Consider the following 24,360-nt stretch of genomic DNA (forward strand, 5'->3'; position numbering starts at 1 on the left):
GAACGGGGGGTTCGATGGGGTGGTTCGTGGTGCGCCGGCTGCGGGCGCATCGCCTGCTGGTGGTGGCCACGGCGTTGACCGTGCTGCTGACCACCTGTGTGCTGGCGGCACTCACCGGATTCGCCTCCTCCGTCGGCGATGCGGGGCTGCGCCGGGCCCTCCAGAGCACCGACGCGGCGGACACCCCGCTGATGGTCTCGGCAACGCTCGCCTATGCCGACCGGGCAGCCGCCGACCGCACCGTACGGGACCAGGCCCGGCGTGCCTTCCGGGGGCTGCCGGTGGCCGTCCGCTCAGTTGCCTCCTCCGGGGCCTACGGCCTTCCGGCGTCACCGGGTACCCCGGCCGGCACGGATCCCGATCTGACCACGTTCGCCGCCCTCGACCGGGCGGAGCTGAAACTGCTGCGCGGCAGCTGGCCGGGCCCGGCCCCACCGGGCGCGGCGATCCCGGTGGCGGTGCCCGCCGCTGCGGAGCGCCGCCTGGGCGCCGCGGACGCACCCGTCGCCATCGGCGCGGTGATGGTGCTCAAGGACCGCCTCACCGGCCGGACGGTCCGTGCCACGGTGAGCGGTGTCTACCGGGCCAGGGACACCGGCGACCCGTACTGGCAGTTGGACCCGCTGGGCGGCAAGGGCACCCAGACCGTCAGCTCCACCAGTTACGGACCCCTCCTCGTCCAGGACGGCGCCTTCCGCAGTGGTCTGCTGGCCCAGGACACGGTCAGGTGGCAGGCCGTCGCCGACTTCGGGACGCTGACCACCGGCAGGACCGGCGCCCTGGCAGCGGACGTGCAGCGGTCGGTCGCCGAGCTGGGCCGCCCCGCCGGCTTCAGCGCGCAGAGCCGGCTCCCGGATGTGCTGGCCAGGCTGCGGCAGTCGGTGCTGGTGTCCCGCTCCACCCTGCTGGTGGGGCTGCTCCAGATGGCCGCACTCGCCGCCGCGACCCTGCTGCTCGCGGCCCGGCTGCTGGCCGAGCAACGGGAGTCGGAGAATGCGCTGCTGCGTTCCCGCGGGGCCGCACCCCGTCGGATCATGGCGCTGGCCGCCGTCGAGGCGGTCCTGCTGGCGCTGCCCGCAGCCCTGCTGGCACCACTGGCGGCGCGGCCACTGGTCGGCCTGCTCGCCGGGCACGGCACCATGGCCGCAGCCGGGGTGCGGTTCAGCGGGCCGCTGCCACCGCAGGTCTGGTGGGTGTCGGCCGCTGCCGCGGCGGGATGCGCGCTGATCGTGCTCGCCCCGGGGCTGCGCCGCACCGGTGGGCGCACCGAGGCGGTACCGGGCCGCCGGTCGCGGCGCCCGCTGGCCCCGGTCCTGCTGCGCGGCGGTACCGATGTGGCGCTGGTGGCGCTGGCTGCCGCAGCGTACTGGCAGCTGGTCCACTACGCCTCGGGGCCCGATGGCAGTGGTGTGCTCACCACCGGTTCGGCGGGCGGGAGGGGGATCGACCCGGTGCTGGTCGCAGCGCCCACGCTGGCGCTGAGCGCGGGCACGGTGGTGACGCTGCGTCTGCTGCCCCCGGTCGCCCGGCTCGCGGAGCGGATCGCCTCCCGCAGCCGGGGGCTGCCCGCCGCACTGGCGGGCTGGCGGATCGCCCGGAGCCCGTTTCAGGGCGGGGGGCCCGTGCTGCTGCTGGCCCTGGCGACGGCTGCGGGCACGCTGGCGGTGGGCCAGGGTGCGAGCTGGAGCCGGTCCCAGTCCGACCAGGCGGTGTTCGGTACCGGAGGGGATCTACGGGTGGTCGCGGCGGGCAGCCCCGCCTTCGGCCAGGGCGGCGAGTTCGAGTCGGTGCCCGGGGTGGCCGCTGCCGTACCGGTGGCCCGGCAGTCGGTCGCACTGGGATCGGGCCGCAGCCAGGAGGTCCTGGCCCTGGACACGCGCGCGGTGCGGCAGACCCTGCCGATGCGCTCCGACCTGACCGATACGCCGGTGCCGCAGCTGCTCGGCAGACTCACCGGGGAATCCGGGGAATCCGGTGTGCCCAAAGCCGTCGATTCCGCCGGTGCGTCCGGTGCGTCCGGTGCGTCCGGTGCGTCCGGTGCGTCCGATGCCTCCGGCTCCTCGGGAGCCTCCTCCGGCGGGCCCGGTGCGGCGAAGCCGCGTGGGGTACCCCTGCCGGGGCGGCCACGGACCCTGTCGCTGGATGTGACCGCGACCGCCCGCCCCAGCGGCTCCGCACAATCCGCACCGCAGCTCGCCTGGGGGACCGCAGCCCTGGGCATCACCCTCACCGACCGCTACGGCGTCGGCTATGCGCTGCCCCTGCAGACGGTGCCCGTCGACGGCAGGTCGCGCACCTACACCTTCGACCTGCATACCCTGGCCGGCGGCACAGGTGGCGCCCCCGCCTATCCGCTGACCCTGGCCGGCCTTTCCCTGGATCCCCCGTATGCGGTGCACTCGGCTGCCGAGCAGACCCTGACGATCCGGGCGATCCATGCGGACTCGGTCGCCGCGTCGGTCCCGGAGGGACTGCGGTGGAAGAGCACCTTCGAGGTCGGAGCCGGCGAGACCGATCCGACAGCGGGGTTCACCGTCGGCTCGCTGCGTTCCTCCGCGGGGCCGGGCGCGCTGCCCGAACTCCACTACGACGCGGGGCTCTACCGTCCGGACACACCTGTCGGCTACTCCCTGAGCAGCCCCGCCGGATCCACGATCCGGCTGGTCGCCGCCGGGCTCTCGGCCGCCACCCCGCTTCCTGCGGTCGCCACCCGGCCCTTCCTCGACGCCACCGCCACCCGACTGGGGGCCGTCCTGGATCTGCCACTGGCCCAGGGGACCGTCAGGATTCGGATCGCCGCCGAGGTCAAGGCCCTGCCGGGTACCGGCCTGGCCGCCCAGCAGACGCCCGACGCCACCGGCTCGGCGTCCGGTGGGGCGCTGCTGGTCGACCTCGGTGAGCTCGACCGGCGCCTGGTGGCAGCGGGAGCGGATGCCATGCACCCCTCCGAGTGGTGGCTGACCGCCGACCACGCCCCGGGTTCCGCCGCCAGGGCCGCCGCCGACCTGCGCGGCCGGCCGGACGTGGAGACCGCGCAGCTGCGTACCGACATCGCCGACGGACTCCGTCGCGACCCGTTGGGGCTGGGCCCGCAGACGGCGCTGATCGCGGTGGCGCTGGCGTCCGTGCTGCTCGCCGCGGTCGGCTTCACCATCAGCGCGGCAGGAATGCTGCGCCGCCGGGCCGGAGAGGACGCCGTACTGCGGGCCCTGGGCGTCCGGCGCCGCGATCTGGCCCGAGCCGCAGCCTCGGAGCTGGCCCTGCCGGCCCTGCTGGGCATCGCGGTGGGCCTGCTGCTGGGAGTGGTGCTGACCCGGCTGGTCGTACCGCTGCTGGTGCTCACCGCACAGGGCACCCGGCCGCTGCCGCCGGTGCTGGTCGAGCTGCCTGCCGGGCGGCTGGCCGTGCTCGCCGCGGCCGTCGCCGCAGTGCCGCTGCTGATCGCCGCGACGGCAGGGCGGCGCGGGGGAGACCCGGCCCATCGGCTTCGTGGGACGGAGGAGCCGTGAGCGCCACCCCCGACCGGGCGGACCCGGCAGCCAAGGACAGCGCAACGGCGGAGAGCGCGGCCGTGGACCCGACGGCCGTGGACCCGACGGCCGTGGACCCGACGGCCGTGGACCCGACGGCCGTGGACCCGACGGCTGCGGACCCGACGACTGTGGACCGATCGACCGTGGACCGATCTGCGGTCCGGGCCCCGCACCGCAGCCCGTCCGGCGCGGTGTCCTGGGTGTGGATCCGCCTGCGCACCGCACCGACCGCCGCGGCCGCGCTGGCCCTGCTGGTGCTGGCCCTGTCACTGCTGGCCGCAGCCGTCCCCAGAGCGGTGGACCGCTACGGGGACACGGCGCTCCGCCGCGAACTGTCCGAGCGCGGCCCGCTGGTCCGCAGCATCGACGCCACGGCCGCCCCCGGCGCCGCCCAGAACCTGGACGCCGGGCAGATCGGCCAGGCGATCAGCCCCTCGCAGCTGGCAGCCGTGGAGCGCACACTCCGCGCAGCCGCCGGGCCCCCGCTGCGCATCGATCCGGCCGCGGTCTCCTACGGGGTGTCGACCACCTCCCCGCACCTGACGCTGAGGGACCCAGGTCTGCCCGTGATCGACGGTCCGCCACCGGTGATCACCCTGGACTGGCAGCAGGACCAGGCCGCCCACGTCCGCGTGATCGCCGGCCGCCGACCGCAGGCGGCCGCGTTCACCGGATCCGCGGGGACGCCGACGGTCATGGTCGAGGCGATGGTCGGCCAGGCCACGGCAGATCTGCTGGGGGTGCATCCCGGCTCGGTGCTCCATGCCCGAGCCGGCCAGGAGACGCCACTGCTGGTGCGCATCACGGGGGTGTACTCCGCGCGGAGCGCCGCCGACCCCTACTGGAGCTTCCAGCAGACGCTGCTCCAGCCCGACCGTGAGTCGACCCCGCCGCCGGACCGGACCCGCTACTGGCATGTCGAGGTCCTGGTGGGCGACCAGGCCCCGGCGGTACTGCCCTTCCTAGGGCCGGTCGACATCTACTGGCACCACCCGCTGCTGCCCGGCGGCCTGCCCGCGCACCGAGTCGCCGAGGCCCAGCAGCGGCTGAGGGATCTGGTCTCCGGACAGACGGGGAGCGAACTGGCCGACTCCTCCGCGATCCCCGGCGGTGTCGCCGTCAGCAGCCCGCTGGAGTCGTTGCTGGCCGCGTTCGAGCAGGAGCGGGGCGCGCTGGCGTCGCTGCTCGCCGTCGCGGGTGCCGGCCTGGCCGGGGTGGCGGTGGCGGTGCTGCTGACGGCAGCCGCACTGAACGCCGACCGGCGGTCCATGGAGCTCTCACTGCTGCGGGCCCGCGGGGCCGCCCTGTCCACTCTGATGGGGCTGCTGGCCGCGGAGACCGCCGCGGTGGCCGTCCCGGCCGGCGCCGCCGGGTGCGGACTGGCGCTGCTGCTGCTCCCCACCGGGCGCGCCGCGGTCGCGGTGGCAGCGGCGGCCGCCGCCACCGCCCTGGTGGTGCTCACCGTTCCGCTGTACGCGGTGCTCCGGCACCGAAGGGCCGCACCCGGCGGTGCCCGCCGGGATCCCTCCTGGGCACCGCCCACTCGTCGGCGTACGGTCGTGGATCTGGCGGTGCTGGTGGCCGCAGCTGCCGCCGTGGCCGCCCTGCGGGGGAGGGGCGTTGTCGGCGGCACCGGAGTGGACCCGCTGATCAGCAGCGCTCCGCCGCTGCTCGGGCTGGCCGGTGCGCGGCTGCTGGCGCGGGTGCAACCATGGCTCCTGAGACTGCCGGCCAGGGCGGCTGCCCGCGGCCGGGGCGCGGTCGCCTTCCTCGGGCTGACCCGGGGGGACCGTTCCGCTGGTCCGGCGGCGCTGCTGGCGATGCTGCTGGCGCTGACCGTGGCCGTGTTCGGCGCCACGGTGCTGGACGGTGTCGCGGCGGGGCGTGCCGCTGCCGCGCTGGCGAAGGTGGGCGCGGACGCCCGTGTCGAGTCCGACGCGGAACTCCCCCCGGTGCTGGACCAGGAGATCCGGGCGCTGCCAGGTGCGCACTCAGCGGTCCAGGTGCGGGTGCAGCGCGGCCTCACGTTCAGTCTCGCCGGCACCGAATCCACGGAGTTCGCCCTGGTGGTGGTGGACCCGGCGACCTATGCCCGACTCTCGGCGACCACCGGCATCGGCCGCTTCGACCCGGCGCTGCTCGCCCCCGGCCGGGACAGCGAAGCCGGCGTTCCGGCGCTGGCCTCACCCGACATCGCCGGCATCCTCTCGGGCGGGGGCGGGGGCGGGGGAGCGCCGCCGCGACTCGGCTCGCTCTACGGGACGTTCGGCCTGCGGTACGCAGGCACCATCGGGGACACTCCGGCGGTCCACCGCGGTGAGCAGTTCCTGGTCGTCCCGCTGACCGCGGTGCGGACCGAGTGGGCCCACTCCACCAGCGCCGCCTTCCCCGGGCCCGATCTGAACCTGCTGACCGGTGCGGTCGACGGGGCGGCGCTGCGCCGGGCGGTCGACCGGGCCGTGCAGCAGACCCCGGGTACGGAGCCGGTCGCCGTCTCCGTCCGCAGCGAGGTGCGGACCGCTCTGGAGCGTGCGCCGCAGCAGCAGGGCGCCACCGCGCTCTATCTGGCGGCGGTGGTCGCGGCGGCGCTGCTCAGCGTGGTCGCGGTGCTGCTGTCACTGGCGCGTACGTCGCCCGAGCGGTCGGCACTGCTCGTCGGACTGCGCACCCTCGGCATGACGAGCCGTCAGCGACGCTTGCTGGTGCTGCTGGAGACCCTGCCGCAGGTGCTGCTGGCGGCGCTGGCGGGGACGCTCCTCGGGGTGGCGGCAGGGCCGGTGCTTGGGCCTGCGCTGGATCTGGCCGAGCTGGCGGGTACGGCGGCGCCGACCGCGCTGCGCATCCATGCCGGGGCGGTGCTGCTCCCGGCGGCAGGGCTGCTGGCCGCGGCGGTCGCGGCGCTGGCGGCGGAGATTGCGGTGACCGGGCGGCGCCGGGTCGCCGCACAGCTGAGAGCAGGTGGTGAGTGATGAGTGCACCCTCGCCGGGAGCCGTCCCCGCACAGGGCGGCGAGCGGCCCGAGACCGCCGTGCCGCCCGAGACCGCCGTGCCGCCCGACACCGCCGTGCCGACCCTGGACGAGCTCCGCCGCCGGGTGGCCGAGGAGCAGGACCATCCCCAGTACGGCAGCGGCGCGGCGATCGCCTGCGACCGGCTGGTGCGGATCTTCACCGCGGACGGTGTGGAGGTGCGCCCTCCAGGGCCTGGACCTGCTGGTCGCCCCGGGGGAGCTGATGGCACTCGTGGGTGCGTCCGGAAGCGGGAAGTCCACGCTGCTGCAGATCCTGGCGGGCCTGGACGTCCCCACCGCCGGGACGGCTTCGGTGGCCGGCCACGACCTGATGGCCATGAAGTCCGTCGAGCGGCTGCGCTACCGGCGGGAGGCCGTGGGCTTCGTCTGGCAGCAGACCGCCCGCAATCTGATGCCGTTTCTGACCGCCGCGCAGAATGTCACCCTGCCCATGCAGCTGAGCGGCACCGTGGGCGGCGCCCGAATGGGGGGCGGGCGGTCCCGGCGGCGCGCCCGTGAGGAGCGGACCGGGCAGCTGCTGGATCTGCTGAAGATCGGCCACTGCCACGACCGCAGGCCCGCGGAGATGTCCGGCGGTGAGCAGCAGCGGGCAGCGATCGCGGTGGCGCTGGCGAACCAGCCGTCGGTGCTGCTCGCCGACGAGCCCACCGGCGAGCTGACTCGGAGACGGCGGCCGATGTCTTCGGCGCCTTCCGTACGGTCAATGCGGAGCTCGGCACCACGGTGGTGATCGTCACCCATGACCCCATGGTGGCCGGGGAGGTGCGGCGCACCGTCGCCATCCGGGACGGTCGGACCAGCTCCGAGGTGCTGCGCAGAATCGCGCTGGACGCGGACGGCCAGGAGTCCCTGGTCGAGCGGGAGTACGCCACCCTGGACCGTTCCGGGCGGGTGCAGCTGCCCCGGGAGTTCGTGGAGGCGCTGGGTCTGGAGCACCGGGTCGGTCTGGAGCTGGAGCCGGACCATGTCCAGGTCTGGCCTGACAACTGACGCACCCGCAGGTCGGGGCCGCGCATGCCCGGCGGACGGTCCGGCGTCCGAGGATGTGTCACGGATGGCCGCGTTGCGGATGCACAGCCCCGATCCGTCCTGATGATGGGAGGCATGGGGAAGCGACACCGCCTGGCAGAGGCGGGCGGGTCCGTACGGTGCCCGCCGGAGCAGGTCGTGTGCGCACAGGGCGCCGCGGCGGCCGGTCCGAGGCGGCCCGGCTGGCCGCTCCGGGGCGGACGGCGGGCCTTCGGTGGCAGGTTCCAGCGGCTGGGTCCGGGGGAGGGCAGGCTCTGCGGCTCACGGTGTACCGCTGAGCGGGAGGCCGGAGCATGTCGAGCAGTCCGCGGGGCCGGCCCGGCAGTCCGCGGGTCGGTCCGCAGGCCCTGCCCGGCACCCCGCACCGGGCGGGAACCGGCGGACAGGCCCTAGGCTCAGGGCGGGCGGGTAATCCGGGGAAGAACGGAGGGGCGATCGCCGTGGACATGCCGGCAGCACCGCGTGAGGGGCGTGTCAGCCGACCTGAGGTACGGCTCGCCCGCAGAGGGTTCACCGACCCGGCGACCGCGCTGCGTCTGCTGGGGGAGCCGGCGCTGGGAGGCCTGGCCGGCGACACCGTACTGCTGGACTCCCTGGCCGCGACCGCCGACCCGGACCTGTCCCTGCTGGGCCTCTCCCGGCTGGCCGAGGCCCTGGGTGCGGAGGAGCGCCGCCGTCTGCTGGACACCCTCACCACCTCCAAGCCGCTGCGCGACCGGCTGCTGGGTGTGCTCGGCGCCTCCGCCGCCCTCGGCGACCACCTGGCCCGCCACCCCGGCGACTGGCATGCGCTGGTGACCTTCGAGGTGCGGGACATGCACCCCGGCCCCGAGGACTTCCTCGCCGCCCTGCGCGACGCCCAGCGCCACCGGGGCACCACCGACCCCGCCGACGCCCTGCGGATCGGCTACCGCCGCTGCCTGCTGGCCATCGCGGCCCGGGACATCACCGGCTCCGCCGACCTGGTGCAGACCGCTGCCGAGCTGGCCGACCTGGCCGGCGCCACCCTGCGCACCGCCCTGGAGATCGCCGCCGACGAGGACCCGGAGGCCGCCCGCGCCTGCCGGCTGGCCGTGATCGGGATGGGCAAGTGCGGCGGCCGGGAGCTCAACTATGTCTCCGATGTGGACGTGATCTTCGTTGCGGAGCCAGCCGGGGATGAGGACGAGCAGCAGGCGCTGAAGTCGGCCACCCGGCTGGCCTCCCGGATGATGCGGCTCTGCTCCGACACCACAGGCGAGGGCACCATCTGGCCGGTGGACGCCAACCTCCGCCCCGAAGGCCGCAACGGTCCGCTGGTCCGCACCCTGGCCAGCCACCTCGCCTACTACCAGCGCTGGGCCAAGACCTGGGAGTTCCAGGCACTGCTGAAGGCCCGCCCGGTGGCCGGCGACGCCGACCTCGGCCGGGACTACCTGGACGCCCTCACCCCCATGGTCTGGAAGGCCTCCGAGCGGGAGAACTTTGTCTCCGACGTCCAGCAGATGCGACGCCGGGTGGTGGACTCCATCCCCACCGGCGAGGTCGACCGCGAGCTCAAGCTGGGCCCCGGCGGCCTGCGCGACGTGGAGTTCTCCGTCCAACTGCTGCAACTGGTGCACGGCCGTACCGACCCAAGCCTGCGCAGCGGCAACACCCTCAAGGCGCTGGCGGAGCTCTCCGCCGGCGGCTATGTCGGCCGCGCCGACGCCGCCTCCCTGGATGACGCCTACCGCTTTCTGCGGACCCTGGAGCACCGCATCCAGCTGTACCGGATGCGCCGCACCCATCTGCTCCCCCGCGACCACGCCGATCTGCGGCGCCTGGGGCGTTCGCTGGCCGGGATCTACGACTGGGAGAGCCGCACGGACCCGGTCGCGGAGCTTGACCGGGCCTGGAAGCGGCATGCCATGGAGGTCCGCCGGCTCCATGAGAAGCTCTTCTACCGCCCGCTGCTGGACGCCGTCGCCCGTCTCGCCCCCGGCGAGACCGGCCTCAGCCCGCAGGCGGCCCGGGCCCGGCTGGAGGCACTGGGCTACGCCGATCCCGCCGCCGCGCTGCGCCATCTCTCGGCCCTCGCCTCCGGGGTGAGCCGCAAGGCAGCCATCCAGCGGACCCTGCTGCCGGTGCTGCTCGGCTGGTTCGCCGACTCCGCCGACCCCGACGCCGGGCTGCTCAACTTCCGCCGGGTCTCCGACGCCCTCGGTGCCACCCCCTGGTATCTGCGGCTGCTGCGTGACGAGGGGGCCACCGCCGAGTATCTGGCCAGGGTCCTCTCCGCCGGCCGGCTCGCCCCGGACCTGCTGCTGCGCGCCCCCGAGGCGGTCGCCATGCTGGGCGACCCGGACGGGCTGGTGCCCCGCGGCCGGGCCGCCCTCCAGCAGGAGGTGCTGGCCGCCGTCGGCCGGGCCGCCACCGCCGCGGACGGGGTCGCTGCCGCCCGCTCGGTACGCCGCCGCGAACTCTTCCGCACCGCGGCCGCCGATCTGCTGGGCCGCCTCGCCGATGACCCGGGCGCTGCGGTGGACACAGCCGGTGACGCCCTGAGCGACCTCAATGCGGCCACCCTGTCCGGCGCACTGCAGGCCGCGGTCGACGGCTGGCAGCGGGCGGCGGGTGAGCCGCTGCCCACCCGGATCGCGGTCATCGCCATGGGCCGCTTCGGCGGTCATGAGCTGGGCTACGGCTCCGACGCCGATGTGCTCTTCGTGCATGACCCGCTGCCCGGCGCCGGCGACGCGGCGGCCGCCGACGCGGCCCGCGCCGTCTGCAATGAGCTGCGCACCCTGCTGGCCGCGCCCTCCACCGAGCCGCCGCTGCTGGTCGACGCGGATCTGCGACCGGAGGGGCGGCAGGGGCCGCTGGTCCGCACGCTGGCCTCGTACGCCGCCTACTACCGCCGGTGGTCGCACGCCTGGGAGAGCCAGGCACTGCTGCGTGCCGAGGCGGTGGCGGGCGACATGGAGCTGGGCGAGCGGTTCCGGGAGCTGATCGACCCGCTGCGCTACCCCGCCTCCGGGGTGGACGACGCGGATCTGCGGGAGATCCGCCGGATCAAGGCGCGGGTGGAGGCCGAGCGGCTGCCGCGCGGGGCGGACCCCACCACCCACACCAAGATCGGCCGGGGCGGGCTGGCCGATGTGGAGTGGACGGTGCAGCTGTTGCAGCTCCAGTACGCCCACGGGATCCCCGGGCTGCGCACCACCCGCACCAGGGCCGCGCTGGCCGCCGCCGTGGAGGCGGGACTGGTGGAGGGCGAGGACGCGGCGGTGCTGGACGCCGCCTGGGTGCTGGCCACCCGGGTGCGCAACGCGGTGATGCTGGTCCGCGGCCGGCCGGGCGACTCCTTCCCCGGCGATGCCCGTGAGCTGGGCGGGGTGGCCCGCTATCTCGGCTATGGCGAGGGCCACGCCGGGACCATGGTCGACGACTACCGCCGCACCACCCGCCGTGCGCGTGCCACGGTGGAGCGCATCTTCTACGGGTGAGCCGGCCGGTGCGGGTGCTCCGTGAGCGGTGCGCCCGAGTCGCGGGGGGCCCTGAGCGCCCTGAGCGGCAGGCGGGACCGGTGCCGCTCGCGACCGTCCGCGGGGGCGGAAAGGTATGGCACCTTCACGGCGGGCCGAGGGTCCTGCCGCGGTGGCCGGGGAGGAGCGGCTCAGCGGCTGCCGGCGGGGATCTTGGGCTCTTCGCCTGCCGGCCTGGGCAGCAGCGGTCTGACCGAGGGGTGCGGGTGCGGGTGCGGAAGCTGCGGCAGATGGAAGGCCCACCGGTGGTACAGCAGCCGGGAGCTGGTGAGGCCCACGGCCAGGCAGGCGATGCCCCCTATCGCGTCCATGAAGAAGTGGTTGGCGGTGGAGACGATCACGGTCAGCGTCGCCAGCGGGTACAGCAGCCCCAGTACCCGCAGCCACCGGTGCCGGGTGAGGAAGGCGATGGTCACCCCGCACCACAGCGACCAGCCGATGTGCATGGACGGCATCGCCGCGTACTGGTTGGACACATGGGCCATGTCGCCCGAAGCCATGGAGCCCCAGGTGTGGTGCACCTTGACGGTGTCCACAAAGTTCGCGCCGGTCAGCAGCCGGGGCGGGGCCAGCGGGTAGAAGTAGTACCCGAGCAGCGCGATCCCGGTGGTCACGAAGAGCGCGGTGCGCACCGCGGAGTACCGGCCGGGGTGGCTGCGGAAGACCCACACCAGCACCGCGATGGTGATGATGAAGTGCAGGGTGGCGTAGTAGTAGTTCATGCCGGTGATCAGCCAGGTCGCCGAGTTCACCGCATGGTTGATGGACTTCTCCACCGCGATGCCGAGGTGGTTCTCCAGGCTCCACACCTCGCGGGCGTTGTGCTGGGCGGAGCGCTCCTGCTCGGGGACCGCGTTGCGGATCCGGGAGTACACCCAGTAGCTGATCCCGATCAGCAGCAGTTCGAACCAGAGCCGGGGCCGGCGGGGGAAGTGCCGCAGCTCGCTCAGTCGCGCCTTGAGGGCATGCCTGGTAACGGTGCTCCCTCGGGTTCCGTCACTGCTGTCCTGCCCAGCGACGGAACCGGCAGGTCGCTCCGCTTGGGCGCCCGTTGCGCCGGCTGCGTGGATCTCGGTCGGTTCCCCCATGGGGGAGTAGTCTGCCAGACGCTCCGGTGCCCCCCGATCATCCCCTGGTTGGGGATTCTTCACCCGGCGTCCGTCTCTGGGTTTAGGGAGTGCCGCTGTCGCGGGTAGGGGATCGGGGGTTGGGGCCATGTGCTCCATTGTCACCCGAGTGCACCAGTGCCACATGCGGCGTCACGCGTCACACCAGGCAGGGAACAGAGTGGCGCCCGCCGCAAGCCAGGAACTCCGACGGGCCGCCGTCCTCTGCGCGTGGCCCCCGACCCTCACCGGGGAGCCCGCAGTGCGCGTTCCTCCGGCTGCCGCCGGGCCGCCCGGCCAAAGCGGGGTCAGGGCGTCCGGACGATCGGCGGCGGTGCGATACGGAGTGCGCAGCACGACCTTGCCCTCCGGGCAATGGCGGAGTCAAGACTTCGGTTGCAAACTTTCAGCATCTTGCTGAAACGGATTACATGCCACTACGGTCCTGCCACCATCCCGCCGTAGAGCCGCACAGGGAGTCCACCCGTGGCCGCATCGCCCGCGCAGCCCAGACCCACCGCCCCGAGAAGGCCCGGCCGTGCGGCCGTGCTGCTCGCGGCCTCGCTCATCGCCTCGACCCTGGGAGCCGTGCCCGTCGCGTACGCCGCCGCCCCGGCCGCCGCAGCCCCGCCGGCCCCGCCGTCGGACGCGGCGCTGGCCGGCACCGCCGCCCGCCACGACCTCACCCGGGAGCAGTTCTACTTTGTGCTGCCCGACCGCTTCGCCAACGGCTCCAAGGCCAATGACCAGGGCGGCATCACCGGAGGGCGGCTGGACAACGGATTCGACCCCTCCGACAAGGGCTTCTACCACGGTGGCGACCTCAAGGGCCTGATCGACAAGCTGGACTACATCCAGGACCTCGGCACCACCGCCATCTGGATGGCGCCGATCTTCAAGAACCGGCCCGTGCAGGGCACCGGCGACAACGCCTCGGCCGGCTACCACGGCTACTGGATCACCGACTTCACCCAGGTCGACCCGCACTTCGGCACCAACGACCAGCTCAAGGAGCTGATCCGCAAGGCGCACGCCCGGGGCATCAAGGTCTTCTTCGACGTCATCACCAACCACACCGCCGACGTCATCGACTACAGCGAGAAGACCTACACCTACCGCTCCAGCGGTGCCTACCCCACGCTGGACGCCGACGGCGCCCCCGTGGACGAGACCGCGATCGCCGACGCCAACGCGGCCAACGGCACCTCCGACTGGCCGCAGGTCACCAAGGACTCCTTCGCCTACACGCCGACCTACGACACCGCGGCCGACGCCAAGGCCAAGACGCCGTCCTGGCTCAACGACACCACGCTGTACCACAACCGTGGCGACTCCACCTTCGCCGGCGAGTCCGGCACCGAGGGCGACTTCTCCGGCCTGGACGACCTGGACACCCAGAACCCCAAGGTCGTCAAGGGCATGGAGGAGATCTACGAGCACTGGGTGAAGGAGGCCGGTGTCGACGGCTTCCGGATCGACACGGTGAAGAACGTCAACATGGCGTTCTGGACCCAGTGGGCGACCGCCCTGAAGCAGTACGCCACCCGGCAGGGCAACAAGAAGTTCTTCATGTTCGGCGAGGTCTACGACTCCGACCCGGCCAACACCTCGCCCTATGTCACCAAGGGCAAGCTCCAGGCCACCCTGGACTTCCCCTTCCAGAGCGCCGCCCGCAGCTATGTCTCCCAGGGCGGATCCGCCCAGGGCCTCGCCCAGCTGTACGGACAGGACTACCGCTACACCACCGCCGACACCGACGCCCATGAGCTGCCGACCTTCCTCGGCAACCACGACATGGGCCGCTTCGGCAGCTTCCTGCAGAGCGACAACAAGGACGCCTCCGCCGCCGATCTGCTGAAGAAGGACCAGCTCGCCAATGAGCTGCAGTTCCTCACCCGCGGCCAGCCGGTGGTCTACTACGGCGACGAGCAGGGCTTCACCGGCGACGGCGGCGACAAGGACGCCCGCCAGGACATGTTCGCCTCCAAGGTGTCCTCCTACAACGACGACACCGTGCTCGGCGGCAGCAGCGGTTCCGCGGACCGCTACGGCACCGGCGGCCCGCTCTACCGCTCCATCGCCGACCTGGCCGCGCTCCGCAAGGCCAACCCCGCGCTGGAGGACGGCGCCCAGATCCAGCGCTACGCCGCCGACGGCCCGGGTGTCTACGCCTTCTCCCGGATCGACGCCACGCAGCAGGTCGAGTACGTGGTCGCGGTCAACAACGCCGACACCGCCCAGACCGTCACCCTGGACACCTTCTCCGCCGGGATGCGCTTCGGCGAGCTCTACCCGACCGCGTCCGGCACCACCGTCACCAGTGGCGCGGACAAGAAGATCACCGTCACCGTGCCGGCCGGCGCCGCCGTGGTCTACCGGGCCGCAGGCAAGGTCGCCGCCCCGGCTGCCGCCCCCGACATCAGCGTGCAGCCCCCGGCCGAGGGCTCCGTCGGCACCGTCACCGTGGGCGCCGACGTCTCCGGCGGCGGCTTCGACCGGGTCACCTTCGCCGCCCAGATCGGCAACGGCGCCTGGCAGACCCTGGGCACCGCGGACAACGGCATCCGCGGCGCAGCCGACGATGCCACCTACAAGGTCACCCAGGACCTCTCGTCGGTCGCCCCCGGCACCACCGTCCGCTACAAGGCGGTCGTCCAGGACTCCGCGGGCCGGCTGCGCTCCGCCACCGGCAGCTTCACCACCGGCGCCCCCGCGCCCGAGACCGGGACCGGCGCCGCCGCCTCCTACACCTATGCGATCGTGCACTACCGGCGGGAGGACGGCGACTACGACGGCTGGAACCTCTACACCTGGGGCGACATCGCCGACGGCGAGTCCACCACCTGGCCGGACGGCCACGCCTTCACCGGCCGCGACGCCTACGGCGCCTTCGCCTACGTCAAGCTGAAGCCCGGTGCCTCCACCGTCGGCTTCGTGGTGGAGAAGGACGGCACCAAGGACTGGGACGGCGACCGCACCATCGACCTGTCCAAGGGCCCCGAGGTCTGGGTCGGCCAGGGCAGCGGCGACGTCGCCACGACCGACCCCGCGCCGGTCGCCCAGGACAAGACCAAGGCCGTCATCCACTACCACCGCGCCGACGGCGACTACGACGGCTGGGGCCTGCACGTCTGGACCGGGGCCGCCACCGGCACCGACTGGGGCAGCCCGCTGCAGCCGGTCCGCAAGGACGCCTTCGGCGACGTCTTCGAGGTCCCGCTGGCCGACGGCGCCACCTCGCTCAGCTACATCGTCCACAACGGCGACACCAAGGACCTGCCCAGCGACCAGTCGCTGGACCTCAACGGCACCGGCCACGAGGTCTGGATCAACGGCGGCCAGGACGGCTACATCCTTCCCCAGACCGGCGGCAAGGGCGCCGACCTGGACATCACCGCGGCCAAGGCCCAGTGGATCGACGCCTCGACCCTGGCCTGGAAGACCGACGTCCCGGCGAGCGGCAGCACCGAGCTGGTCTACGACCCCGCGGGCGGCCTCACCGTCGCGGACGGCAAGCTCAGCAAGGACGGCTACTGGATCCGGCTGAACCCCAAGGCGGGCGGCCTCACCGACGCCCAGCTCGCCAAGCACCCCGAGCTGAAGGGCTACAGCGCCTTCACCGTCGACCCCCGCGACGCCTCCCGGATCACCCTCGCCCTGCGCAGCCAGCTGATCGCCACCCAGCGTTCCGCCTCCGGCGCGCTCACCGCCGCCACCGGGGTGCAGATACCCGGCGCCCTGGACGACCTCTACGCTGCGGCCGCCGCCAAGGCGCAGCTCGGCCCGGTGGTCGACCACGGCAAGGTGACGCTCTCGCTCTGGGCGCCCACCGCGCAGTCGGTGAGCGTCAAGCTCTACGACCAGGCCACCGGAGGCACCCCGCAGACGGTGCCGCTGCGGCGCGACGACTCCACCGGCGTCTGGTCGGTGACCGGACCCGCCTCCTGGAAGGGCAGGTACTACCTGTACCAGGTGAAGGTCTGGGCGCCCTCGGTGCAGCAGCTCGTCACCAACGAGGTCACCGACCCCTACTCGGTGGCCCTGTCCACCGACTCCGAGCGCAGCCTGATCGCCGACCTCGCCGACCGGGCCCTCAAGCCCGCCGGCTGGGACACCGACAAGGCCCCCAAGGCGGTCAAGTCCACCCAGCAGCAGATCCAGGAGCTGCACGTCCGCGACTTCTCGGTGGCCGACTCCACCGTCCCCGCCGACGAGCGCGGCACCTACCTGGCCTTCACCCAGTCGCAGTCGGCCGGGATGAAGCACCTGAAGGCGCTGGCCAAGGCCGGTGTCACCACCGTCCATCTGCTGCCGACCTTCGACATCGCCACCATCCGGGAGAACCGGGCCGAGCAGAAGCTCCCCGCCTGCGACCTGAACGCCCTGGCCGCCGACAGCGACCAGCAGCAGGAGTGCGTGGCCGCCGTCCAGGCCGACGACGCCTACAACTGGGGCTACGACCCGTACCACTACACGGTCCCCGAGGGTTCGTACGCCACCCAGAGCAACGGCACCGCCCGTACCGTGCAGTTCCGGCAGATGGTGCAGGCGCTGCACAAGGCCGGGCTGCGGGTCGTCCTGGACGTGGTCTACAACCACACCGCGGCCTCCGGCCAGGCCGACCACTCGGTGCTGGACAAGGTCGTCCCGGGCTACTACCAGCGGCTCTCCGACAGCGGCGCGGTGACCACCGACAGCTGCTGCGCCGACACCGCGCCCGAGCACGCCATGATGAACAAGCTGGTGGTGGACTCGGTCGTCACCTGGGCCAAGCAGTACAAGGTGGACGGCTTCCGCTTCGACCTGATGGGCATCGACCCCAAGCAGACCATGCTGGACGTCAAGTCCGGGCTGGCGAAGCTGACCCCCGCCAGGGACGGGGTCGACGGGAAGGACGAGTTCCTCTACGGCGAGGGCTGGAACTTCGGCGTGGTCGCCAATGACGCCCGCTTCGTCCAGGCCACCCAGGCCAATATGGCCGGGACCGGGATCGCCACCTTCAACGACCGCATTCGCGACGCCGCCCGCGGTGGCAACTTCCAGCTGTCCTCCGCGCCGCAGCAGGGCTTCGCCTCGGGCCTGTACACCGACCCCAACGGCAGCGCCGACAATGGCACCCCGGCCGAGCAGAAGGCCCGGCTGCTGCACGAGATGGACCAGGTGAAGATCGGCCTCACCGGCAACCTGGCCGGCTACTCCTTCACCGACACCTCGGGCACGCTCACCACCGGCGCCGGCGTCGACTACAACGGCTCGCCCACCGGCTACGCGGCCCAGCCGGGTGAGGCGGTGGAGTACGTGGACGCCCACGACAACACCGATCTCTACGACGCGCTCGCCTACAAGCTGCCGACCGGTACCTCCCAGGCGGACCGGGCCCGGATGCAGGCCCTGGCGCTGGCCACCACCGCGCTGGCCCAGGGCCCCGGCTTCGCCCAGGCCGGCAGTGACCTGCTGCGCTCCAAGTCGCTGGATTCAAACTCCTTCGACTCCGGTGACTGGTTCAACGCCATCCACTGGGACTGCCGGGACGGCAACGGCTTCGGCCGCGGTCTGCCGATGGCGGCCGACAACCAGTCGATGTGGCCCACCGCCAAGTCGCTGCTGGCCAACCCGGCGCTCCAGCCGGGCTGCGACGCCATCGAGGGGACGAGCGAGCAGTACCAGCAGTTCCTGCAGATCAAGCAGTCCTCGCCGCTCTTCTCCCTGGACACCACGGCGCAGGTCCAGCAGCGGCTGTCCTTCCCGCTCTCCGGCACGGCCGGGGAGGCCCCGGGAGTGATCACCATGCACCTGGACGGCACCGGGCTGGCCGGTGCGGAGAAGGGGATCACGGTGGTCTTCAACGCCACCCCGCAGACCCAGCGGCAGACGGTGGCGGCCCTGGCGGGCAGCCGGCAGAGTCTGCACCCGGTGCAGGCGGACGGCGGGGACCCGGTGGTCAAGCAGTCGTCCTTTGACTCCGCCGGCGGTACCTTCACCGTCCCGGCGCGCACTGTGGCGGTCTTCGTCCAGCAGTAGCACCGTCCAGCAGTAGCACCGTCAAGCAGTAGCAGCGGCCGGCAGTAGCAGCCGGCAGCACAGCGAGGCCCGCACCGTCCCAGGGGTGCGGGGGACCGGGCACACGGCCGGTGCCTCCCACGGAGGCCCGGTCGTGCGGTTCCCCGCACCCCGCTGGGCGTTGCCCGTCCGGCCTCGGTGAGAGAACCGAAACGCCCTCGCAACATGAAACATGCGGGAAACACTGCTGTGCGCGACCGGTAACCCCCACCGGCCACGCTTCCCCGGACGACCGGCATCGGGCCCACCCTCCCGAGCCGCGCCGAACGGGAAGGTGACCTATCGACATGCCGACCGGAATCGACACCGGTGACACCGCCTGGCTGCTGGCCAGCACCGCACTGGTCCTGCTGATGACGCCCGGCCTCGCCCTCTTCTACGGCGGCATGGTGCGCACCAAGAGCGTGCTCAACATGATCATGATGAGCTTCGCCTCCATAGCCGTGGTCACCGTGGTGTGGCTGCTGGCCGGCTACACCCTCGCCTTCGGCCCGGACATCGGCGGCTGGGGCCTGCTGGGTGGCCTCCAGCACCTCGGTATGCACGGGATCACCCCCACCAGCGTCACCGGCCATGTGCCGACCCTGCTCTTCGCCGCCTTCCAGCTCACCTTCGCCGTCGTCACGGTCGCCCTGATCAGCGGCGCCATCGCCGACCGGGCCCGGTTCGGCTCCTGGGTGGCGTTCACCGCGGTGTGGACGCTGCTGGTCTACGTGCCGGTGGCGCACTGGGTCTTCTCGCCCGGCGGCTGGATCCTGCACCGGCTGGGCGCGCTGGACTTCGCCGGCGGCACCGTGGTGGAGGTCAACAGCGGCGCCTCGGGCCTGGCGCTGGCGCTGCTGCTGGGTCCCCGGCTGGGCTTCCGCAAGGAGGCCATGCGGCCGCACAACCTGCCCCTGGTGCTGCTGGGCGCGGGTCTGCTGTGGTTCGGCTGGTTCGGCTTCAACGGGGGCTCGGCGCTGGGCGCCAACGGCCTTGCGGCCGCCGCGCTGATGAACACCCAGGCGGCCGGCTGCACCGGGCTGCTGGGCTGGCTGATGGTGGAGAAGCGCCGCGACGGCCATGCCACCACCCTGGGCGCCGCCTCCGGCGCGGTGGCGGGTCTGGTCGCCATCACGCCCTCCTGCGGTTCGGTGGACATCCTGGGCGCGCTGCTGATCGGGCTGGCCGCGGGTGTGGTCTGCTCCTACGCGGTGAGCTGGAAGTACCGGCTGGGCTATGACGACTCGCTGGACGTGGTGGGGGTGCACCTGGTGGCCGGCGTGGTCGGCACCACCCTCATCGGGCTCTTCGCGGTACGGGCGATGACCGGCGGCGCCGAGGGCCTGCTGCACGGCGGCGGGCTGGGCCAGCTGTTCAGGCAGCTGGTCGCGGTGGTCGTGGTGGGCGCATACGCCTTCGCGGCCACCTACGGCATCGGGAAGCTGATCGACCGGGTGATGGGCTTCCGGGCGTCCGCGGAGCACGAGACGTCGGGTCTGGACCTCGCCGTGCACGCCGAGAGCGCCTATGATCACGGCGTCCTGGGCCATGGCACCGCTCAGGCCGTCCGCCCCGTGCCGCACCCCGACAGGACCCCGCTGGTATGAAGCTGATCACCGCCGTCGTCAAGCCGTTCAAGCTGGACGACGTCAAGACCGCGCTCCAGGAGATCGGTGTGCAGGGCCTCACCGTGACCGAGGCCAGCGGCTACGGCCGCCAGCACGGCCACACCGAGGTGTACCGGGGTGCCGAGTACCGGATCGACCTGGTCCCCAAGGCCCGGATCGAGGTGGTGGTCGAGGACGCCGACGCCGAGCAGGTGATGGAGGCGATCGTCGCGGCGGCCCGTACCGGGCGGATCGGCGACGGCAAGGTCTGGTCCGTCCCGGTGGACAGCGTGGTCCGGGTGCGCACCGGCGAACGGGGTCCGGACGCCGTCTGACGTGTCGCCACCCGGCGCAGGGGGCCCTTCCGCGGAGGTCGCGGGAGGGCCCTTCGGCGTGTTCCGGGGGTACCCCGGGTGCTTTCTGAGAATGGCGACGGGATCTCTTGACGGCGTCGCGTCAGACCCCTAGGTTCTGCGGAAAGTTTCCAGCAAGTTTCAGTGAGCTTGCGGAAACCGGATGAACGGTCTTGCGGGCCGAGTATCTCCGCCCCTCCACCCCACCCGACGGCTGCCCCCAGCCACCAGGAGACCCCGTGGACATCAGCCCTCCCGCTCCGCCGCACCGACGCCGACGGTCGCGCACCGCCGGCGCACTGACCGCCGCCGCTGTTCTCGCCCTCTCGGCCGGTGTCGGCCTCACCCTGAGCCCGGCCGCCAACGCCACGCCCCCGGGTTCCAAGGACGTCACCGCGACCCTGTTCCAGTGGACCTTCAACTCGATCGCCAAGGAGTGCACCGACACGCTGGGGCCAAAGGGCTACGGCTATGTGGAGACCTCGCCGCCGCAGGAGACCATCCAGGGGTCCCAGTGGTGGACGTCGTACCAGCCGGTCAGCTACAGGATCGCCAACCGGCTGGGTGACGAGACCTCGTTCAAGAACATGGTGGCGACCTGTCATGCGGCAGGGGTCAAGGTGATCGCCGACGCGGTGATCAACCACATGTCGGCCGGGTCGGGGACCGGCACCGCCGGTACGCAGTACACCAAGTACAACTACCCCGGCTACTACCAGGACCAGGACTTCCACTCCTGCCGGACGAACATCAGCGACTACACCAACCGCGACAACGTCCAGAACTGCGAACTGGTCGGCCTTGCGGACCTGGACACCGGCAGCGACTACGTCCGCTCCACCATCGCGGCGTATCTCAACAAGCTGATCGGCGACGGGGTGGACGGCTTCCGCATCGACGCCGCCAAGCACATCGCGGCGGGCGACCTGTCCGCCATCAAGGCCAAGCTGAGCAACCCCGGCATCTTCTGGGCGCAGGAGGTCATCTACGGCTCCGGGGAGGCGGTGCAGCCCGCCGAGTACACCGGCACCGGTGATGTCGACGAGTTCCAGGGCGCCTTCGACCTCAAGCGGATCTTCACCGGCGACAAGCTCTCCTCCCTCAGCAACTGGGGGGCCTCCTGGGGGGCGGGCTACCTCCCCAGCGCCAACGCCCGTACCTTCGTGGACAACTGGGACACCGAGCGCAACGGCTCCACGCTGAACTACAAGGCCGGCAGCACCTACACCCTGGCCAACGTCTACCTGCTGGCCTGGCCCTACGGCTCGCCCAACGTCTACTCGGGATACGAGTTCTCCGACAACGACTCGGGCCCGCCCAACGGCGGCACCGTCAACGCCTGCTACAGCGACGGCTGGAAGTGCCAGCACAAGTGGCAGCAGATCGCCAACATGGTGGCCTTCCGCAACGCCGTGTCGGGTACGGCGGTGACCAACTGGTGGTCCAACGGCAACAACGCCATCGCCTTCGGCCGCGGCAGCAAGGGCTATGTCGCGATCAACCACGAGAGCGGCGCGGTGAGCCAGACCTTCCAGACCTCGCTGCCGGCCGGCACCTACTGCGATGTGGAGCACGGTGACCCCGTCAGCGGGGGTGGCTGCACCGGAACCACCTACACCGTGGGATCCGACGGGAAGTTCACCGCCACCGTCGGTGCCGGCGACGCCATCGCCCTCTATGCCGGTGCCACCGGCAGCGGCTCCAGCACCGCCACGCCCACGCCCACCCCCACCGCGACCAGCTCGGCCACCGGGGCGTCCTTCGCGGTCAACGCCACCACCGTGTTCGGCCAGAACATCTATGTGGTCGGCAACAACGACACCCTCGGCAACTGGGACACCAGCAAGGCGCTGCTGCTCTCCTCGGCGAGCTACCCGGTGTGGAAGCTGGACGTGTCCATGGGCGCCGGCACCTCCTTCGAGTACAAGTACATCCGCAAGGAGTCCGACGGCAGCGTCACCTGGGAGTCCGGCGCCAACCGCACCGCCACCGTCCCCAGCAGCGGAAACGTTGTCCTGAACGACACATTCCGACCCTGACGCGAACCTGCTCGGAGATCAAATGGGAGAGGGCTGGGAGATCAACTCCCAGCCCTCTTCTCCCGCTTCAGCGAGCCGACTCCCACATCCCTTGCAGGGACGCAGCAAGCTGCAACTCCATCCCCACCGTAACGTGCGAGTAGACACCCTCCACCCCCTGGAGCCGGTGTCCCATCCGCTCCTCCACCGCCACCCGGCTATGCCCGCCGTCCTCGTCCAGCCAGACCTTGTGCCCGTGCCGCAGACCGTGCGGCGTCAGCTCCTCCAGGCCGTCGACCCCCGCGATCTTCGGCCGTGCGAACCGCCCCGTCCGCTCATCCGCCCCATCCACGATCGGACGCCAGTAGCTCCCGCCGAAATTGGCCGCGATCAGCGGACCGCCGGTCATCGCCGGAAACACCCACTCACTGGTGCTGTCGTCCAGCAGCTCCGAGAGCAGCCCGGCCAGGAACGGCGGCAGGACCAGGTTCCGGTGCGAGTCGTACTTGGGCGGCACCAGCGTCGGCACCCGCAGGCCCCCACCCGGCGGGGCGACGTACTGGTGCTGCCACTGCACGCGCAGCGCCGGCATGCTGCCGTACCGCTCCTGCGCCAAACGCACCCGCTTGCGGTCCGCGGCCTTCCCGTCCGGGTTGTCCGGCCATCCCGGGTCGGACCACGGCCAGTACGGGTAGCACCACTCCCGCCGCAGCCCGTACAGCTCCGACAGTCGCATGCCCGTGTAGGCCTTCGTCAGCACGAACACGTAGCCGGCGTGGCCCCACAGCACCCGGGCGTTCTCCGCCAGCTGCAGCGTCTGCTCTGGCGTCCCGAAGACCCTCTCCGGCCGAGGTGGCCGACGGTACCGACCCCGCTTGCGCGTCGACCTCGGCACCGGCGACATCTTCAGCAGCGGCGGCCGGTGGGACACGGCGTCGTTCATCAGCAGCTGGAAGACGCCGAGGACCGCATCGGCGTAGCTCCTCGCGTACCGCGCCCGCAGCTCCTTCTCCCAGAGCTGGTAGGCCCCGGTGGTGATTGAGGAAAGCGGGACATCCTGCCACCGCTCCCGGATCTTCTTCAGGCGCAGGCTGTAGCTGTACTCCGTGTTGGGCGCGACATCGATGGTGGCCATCCACTGCTGCGCCCACTCGCCGAGGGTGACGTCACCAGCGCGGGGGTCGATGTGGTCGCCTCGCCGGATGTCGACCTCTTGCTCGCGGCCATAGGCCAGGGCCTGCTCCCGCGTGCGGAACCCGGATGCGGAGTCGTACTTGTCCTTCGTGCCGGGCCGCAGCCACTTCACGCGCCAGGTGTTGCCGCGCTTCTCCGGGTACGCCATATCAGGCCCCCCGGCGCTGGTCCGTCATGCCCGCGGGGCAGCCAGGGCAGTGCCCGCAGTCGACGCCATGCCGAGCGAGCAGCTCGACGGCCCCGGCGCGCTTGACCGGATCGTCACGCACGCGGGGCGTGAGGAGAAAGATCACCGCGTTCCTGGTGGTGACGGCCGAGCCGATAAAGGCCGGTCCCAGGTCAGCGGTCGTACAGACGTGCATAGGGCCCTCCTCTAACTACGAGGTGAGCACCCCCCAAGGACGTTCAGGGTTCCACAAAATGACTACAAGTGACTCCGCTTCGCACACAGTCGTACACGTGCGAATATAACGATCAGGTCACGGGCCTATGGAGATCACCTCCACGCCCGCTTAACACGCACTTAATCCAGCAAGCCCCGACGCCGCGCCTCTTCAACCGCCTGCTCCTGCAACGCCCGGATTTGAGCGCCCGTCAGGTCCGGAAGCGTCGCGATCGTCGCATCCGTGATCGCCCCCCGCAGCGCATCCTCGGTCAGCGGCGGCCGGCTGAACCGAACACCGCCCGAGGTCTCACCGGGCACCGGTGCCGACTCGTCGCCGTCGAGGATCGCCGCACTCGTCCCCGGCGGCCAGTCGAGGACCTCGTCCACGCGCGCGTACGTCGTGTCGCGCGTCGGCAGGCCTTCCTCGACCCGGCGCCAGGTCGTGTTGGACATGCGGGCCCTGCGGGCGCACTCGTCACGGGACAGGTGCAGCTCAGTGCGTCGCGATGTGACTCGCGTGGCGAGTCGTTGCAGGTCGGCGGGGGTGCGTGCCATG

General features: G+C 72.2%; 10 protein-coding genes and 1 pseudogene. 8 read left to right on the forward strand and 3 right to left on the reverse strand.

Annotated features, from left to right (window positions below):
- Nucleotides 1-14 precede the first annotated feature (14 nt).
- The 4 genes and pseudogenes from AB0761_RS27730 to AB0761_RS27745 all read left to right on the forward strand — a co-directional run bounded on the left by AB0761_RS27730 (nucleotide 15) and on the right by AB0761_RS27745 (nucleotide 11,060).
- Nucleotides 15-3,509 (forward strand): FtsX-like permease family protein, encoded by a 3,495-nt coding sequence (locus AB0761_RS27730; RefSeq protein WP_377271857.1) that lies wholly within the window; start codon nucleotides 15-17, stop codon nucleotides 3,507-3,509.
- On the forward strand, nucleotides 3,506-6,502 hold the full coding sequence (locus AB0761_RS27735) for an FtsX-like permease family protein (RefSeq protein WP_377271858.1): 2,997 nt from the start codon (nucleotides 3,506-3,508) through the stop codon (nucleotides 6,500-6,502). The genes AB0761_RS27730 and AB0761_RS27735 overlap by 4 nt, the downstream gene beginning before the upstream one ends.
- Nucleotides 6,502-7,554: pseudogene (locus tag AB0761_RS27740) on the forward strand (ATP-binding cassette domain-containing protein). Before AB0761_RS27735 ends, AB0761_RS27740 begins: the two are co-directional and overlap by 1 nt.
- Nucleotides 7,555-8,039: 485 nt before the next feature.
- Nucleotides 8,040-11,060, forward strand: a complete 3,021-nt coding sequence (locus AB0761_RS27745; RefSeq protein WP_377271859.1) for a bifunctional [glutamine synthetase] adenylyltransferase/[glutamine synthetase]-adenylyl-L-tyrosine phosphorylase — start codon at nucleotides 8,040-8,042, stop codon at nucleotides 11,058-11,060.
- A gap of 170 nt (nucleotides 11,061-11,230) precedes the next feature.
- Here the strand turns inward: AB0761_RS27745 and AB0761_RS27750 are convergent, their stop codons facing one another.
- Nucleotides 11,231-12,187: a phosphatase PAP2 family protein gene (locus AB0761_RS27750; protein WP_377271860.1), complete on the reverse strand. Its 957-nt coding sequence runs from the start codon at nucleotides 12,185-12,187 to the stop codon at nucleotides 11,231-11,233.
- 504 nt (nucleotides 12,188-12,691) lie between these two features.
- On the opposite strand from AB0761_RS27750, the gene pulA reads away from it, so the two are divergent.
- The 4 genes from pulA (at nucleotide 12,692) to AB0761_RS27770 (ending at nucleotide 22,246) form a co-directional block, all read left to right on the forward strand.
- A complete protein-coding gene (gene pulA, locus AB0761_RS27755) occupies nucleotides 12,692-18,226 on the forward strand; it encodes a pullulanase-type alpha-1,6-glucosidase (RefSeq protein WP_377271861.1) in 5,535 nt (1,844 codons plus the stop codon).
- Between the two features lie 326 nt (nucleotides 18,227-18,552).
- On the forward strand, nucleotides 18,553-19,854 hold the full coding sequence (locus AB0761_RS27760) for an ammonium transporter (RefSeq protein WP_377271862.1): 1,302 nt from the start codon (nucleotides 18,553-18,555) through the stop codon (nucleotides 19,852-19,854).
- The gene (locus tag AB0761_RS27765) at nucleotides 19,851-20,189 is read left to right on the forward strand and encodes a P-II family nitrogen regulator (RefSeq protein WP_377271863.1); all 339 of its coding nucleotides are present in this window, start codon (nucleotides 19,851-19,853) and stop codon (nucleotides 20,187-20,189) included. The genes AB0761_RS27760 and AB0761_RS27765 overlap by 4 nt, the downstream gene beginning before the upstream one ends.
- A gap of 317 nt (nucleotides 20,190-20,506) precedes the next feature.
- On the forward strand, nucleotides 20,507-22,246 hold the full coding sequence (locus tag AB0761_RS27770) for a carbohydrate-binding module family 20 domain-containing protein (protein WP_377274354.1): 1,740 nt from the start codon (nucleotides 20,507-20,509) through the stop codon (nucleotides 22,244-22,246).
- A 67-nt stretch (nucleotides 22,247-22,313) separates the two neighbouring features.
- Here AB0761_RS27770 and AB0761_RS27775 read toward each other — a convergent pair whose 3' ends face one another.
- Both AB0761_RS27775 and AB0761_RS27780 read right to left on the reverse strand, forming a co-directional pair.
- A complete protein-coding gene (locus AB0761_RS27775) occupies nucleotides 22,314-23,567 on the reverse strand; it encodes an integrase (protein WP_377271864.1) in 1,254 nt (417 codons plus the stop codon).
- 375 nt (nucleotides 23,568-23,942) lie between these two features.
- Nucleotides 23,943-24,359, reverse strand: coding sequence for a hypothetical protein (locus AB0761_RS27780; protein ID WP_377271865.1), 417 nt, complete (start codon nucleotides 24,357-24,359; stop codon nucleotides 23,943-23,945).
- Nucleotide 24,360 lies beyond the last annotated feature (1 nt).

The sequence above is a fragment of the Peterkaempfera podocarpi genome (assembly GCF_042466665.1).
GTDB classification, from domain to species: domain Bacteria; phylum Actinomycetota; class Actinomycetes; order Streptomycetales; family Streptomycetaceae; genus Peterkaempfera; species Peterkaempfera podocarpi.

Bases quoted from the DNA above. Each gene is read 5' to 3' on its own strand.
- AB0761_RS27765 (WP_377271863.1), top strand. From the start codon at position 19,851: ATGAAGCTGATCACCGCCGTCGTCAAGCCGTTCAAGCTGGACGACGTC.
- AB0761_RS27750 (WP_377271860.1), bottom strand. From the start codon at position 12,187: ATGGGGGAACCGACCGAGATCCACGCAGCCGGCGCAACGGGCGCCCAA.
- AB0761_RS27745 (WP_377271859.1), top strand. From the start codon at position 8,040: ATGCCGGCAGCACCGCGTGAGGGGCGTGTCAGCCGACCTGAGGTACGG.
- AB0761_RS27775 (WP_377271864.1), bottom strand. From the start codon at position 23,567: ATGGCGTACCCGGAGAAGCGCGGCAACACCTGGCGCGTGAAGTGGCTG.
- AB0761_RS27780 (WP_377271865.1), bottom strand. From the start codon at position 24,359: ATGGCACGCACCCCCGCCGACCTGCAACGACTCGCCACGCGAGTCACA.
- AB0761_RS27760 (WP_377271862.1), top strand. From the start codon at position 18,553: ATGCCGACCGGAATCGACACCGGTGACACCGCCTGGCTGCTGGCCAGC.
- AB0761_RS27730 (WP_377271857.1), top strand. From the start codon at position 15: ATGGGGTGGTTCGTGGTGCGCCGGCTGCGGGCGCATCGCCTGCTGGTG.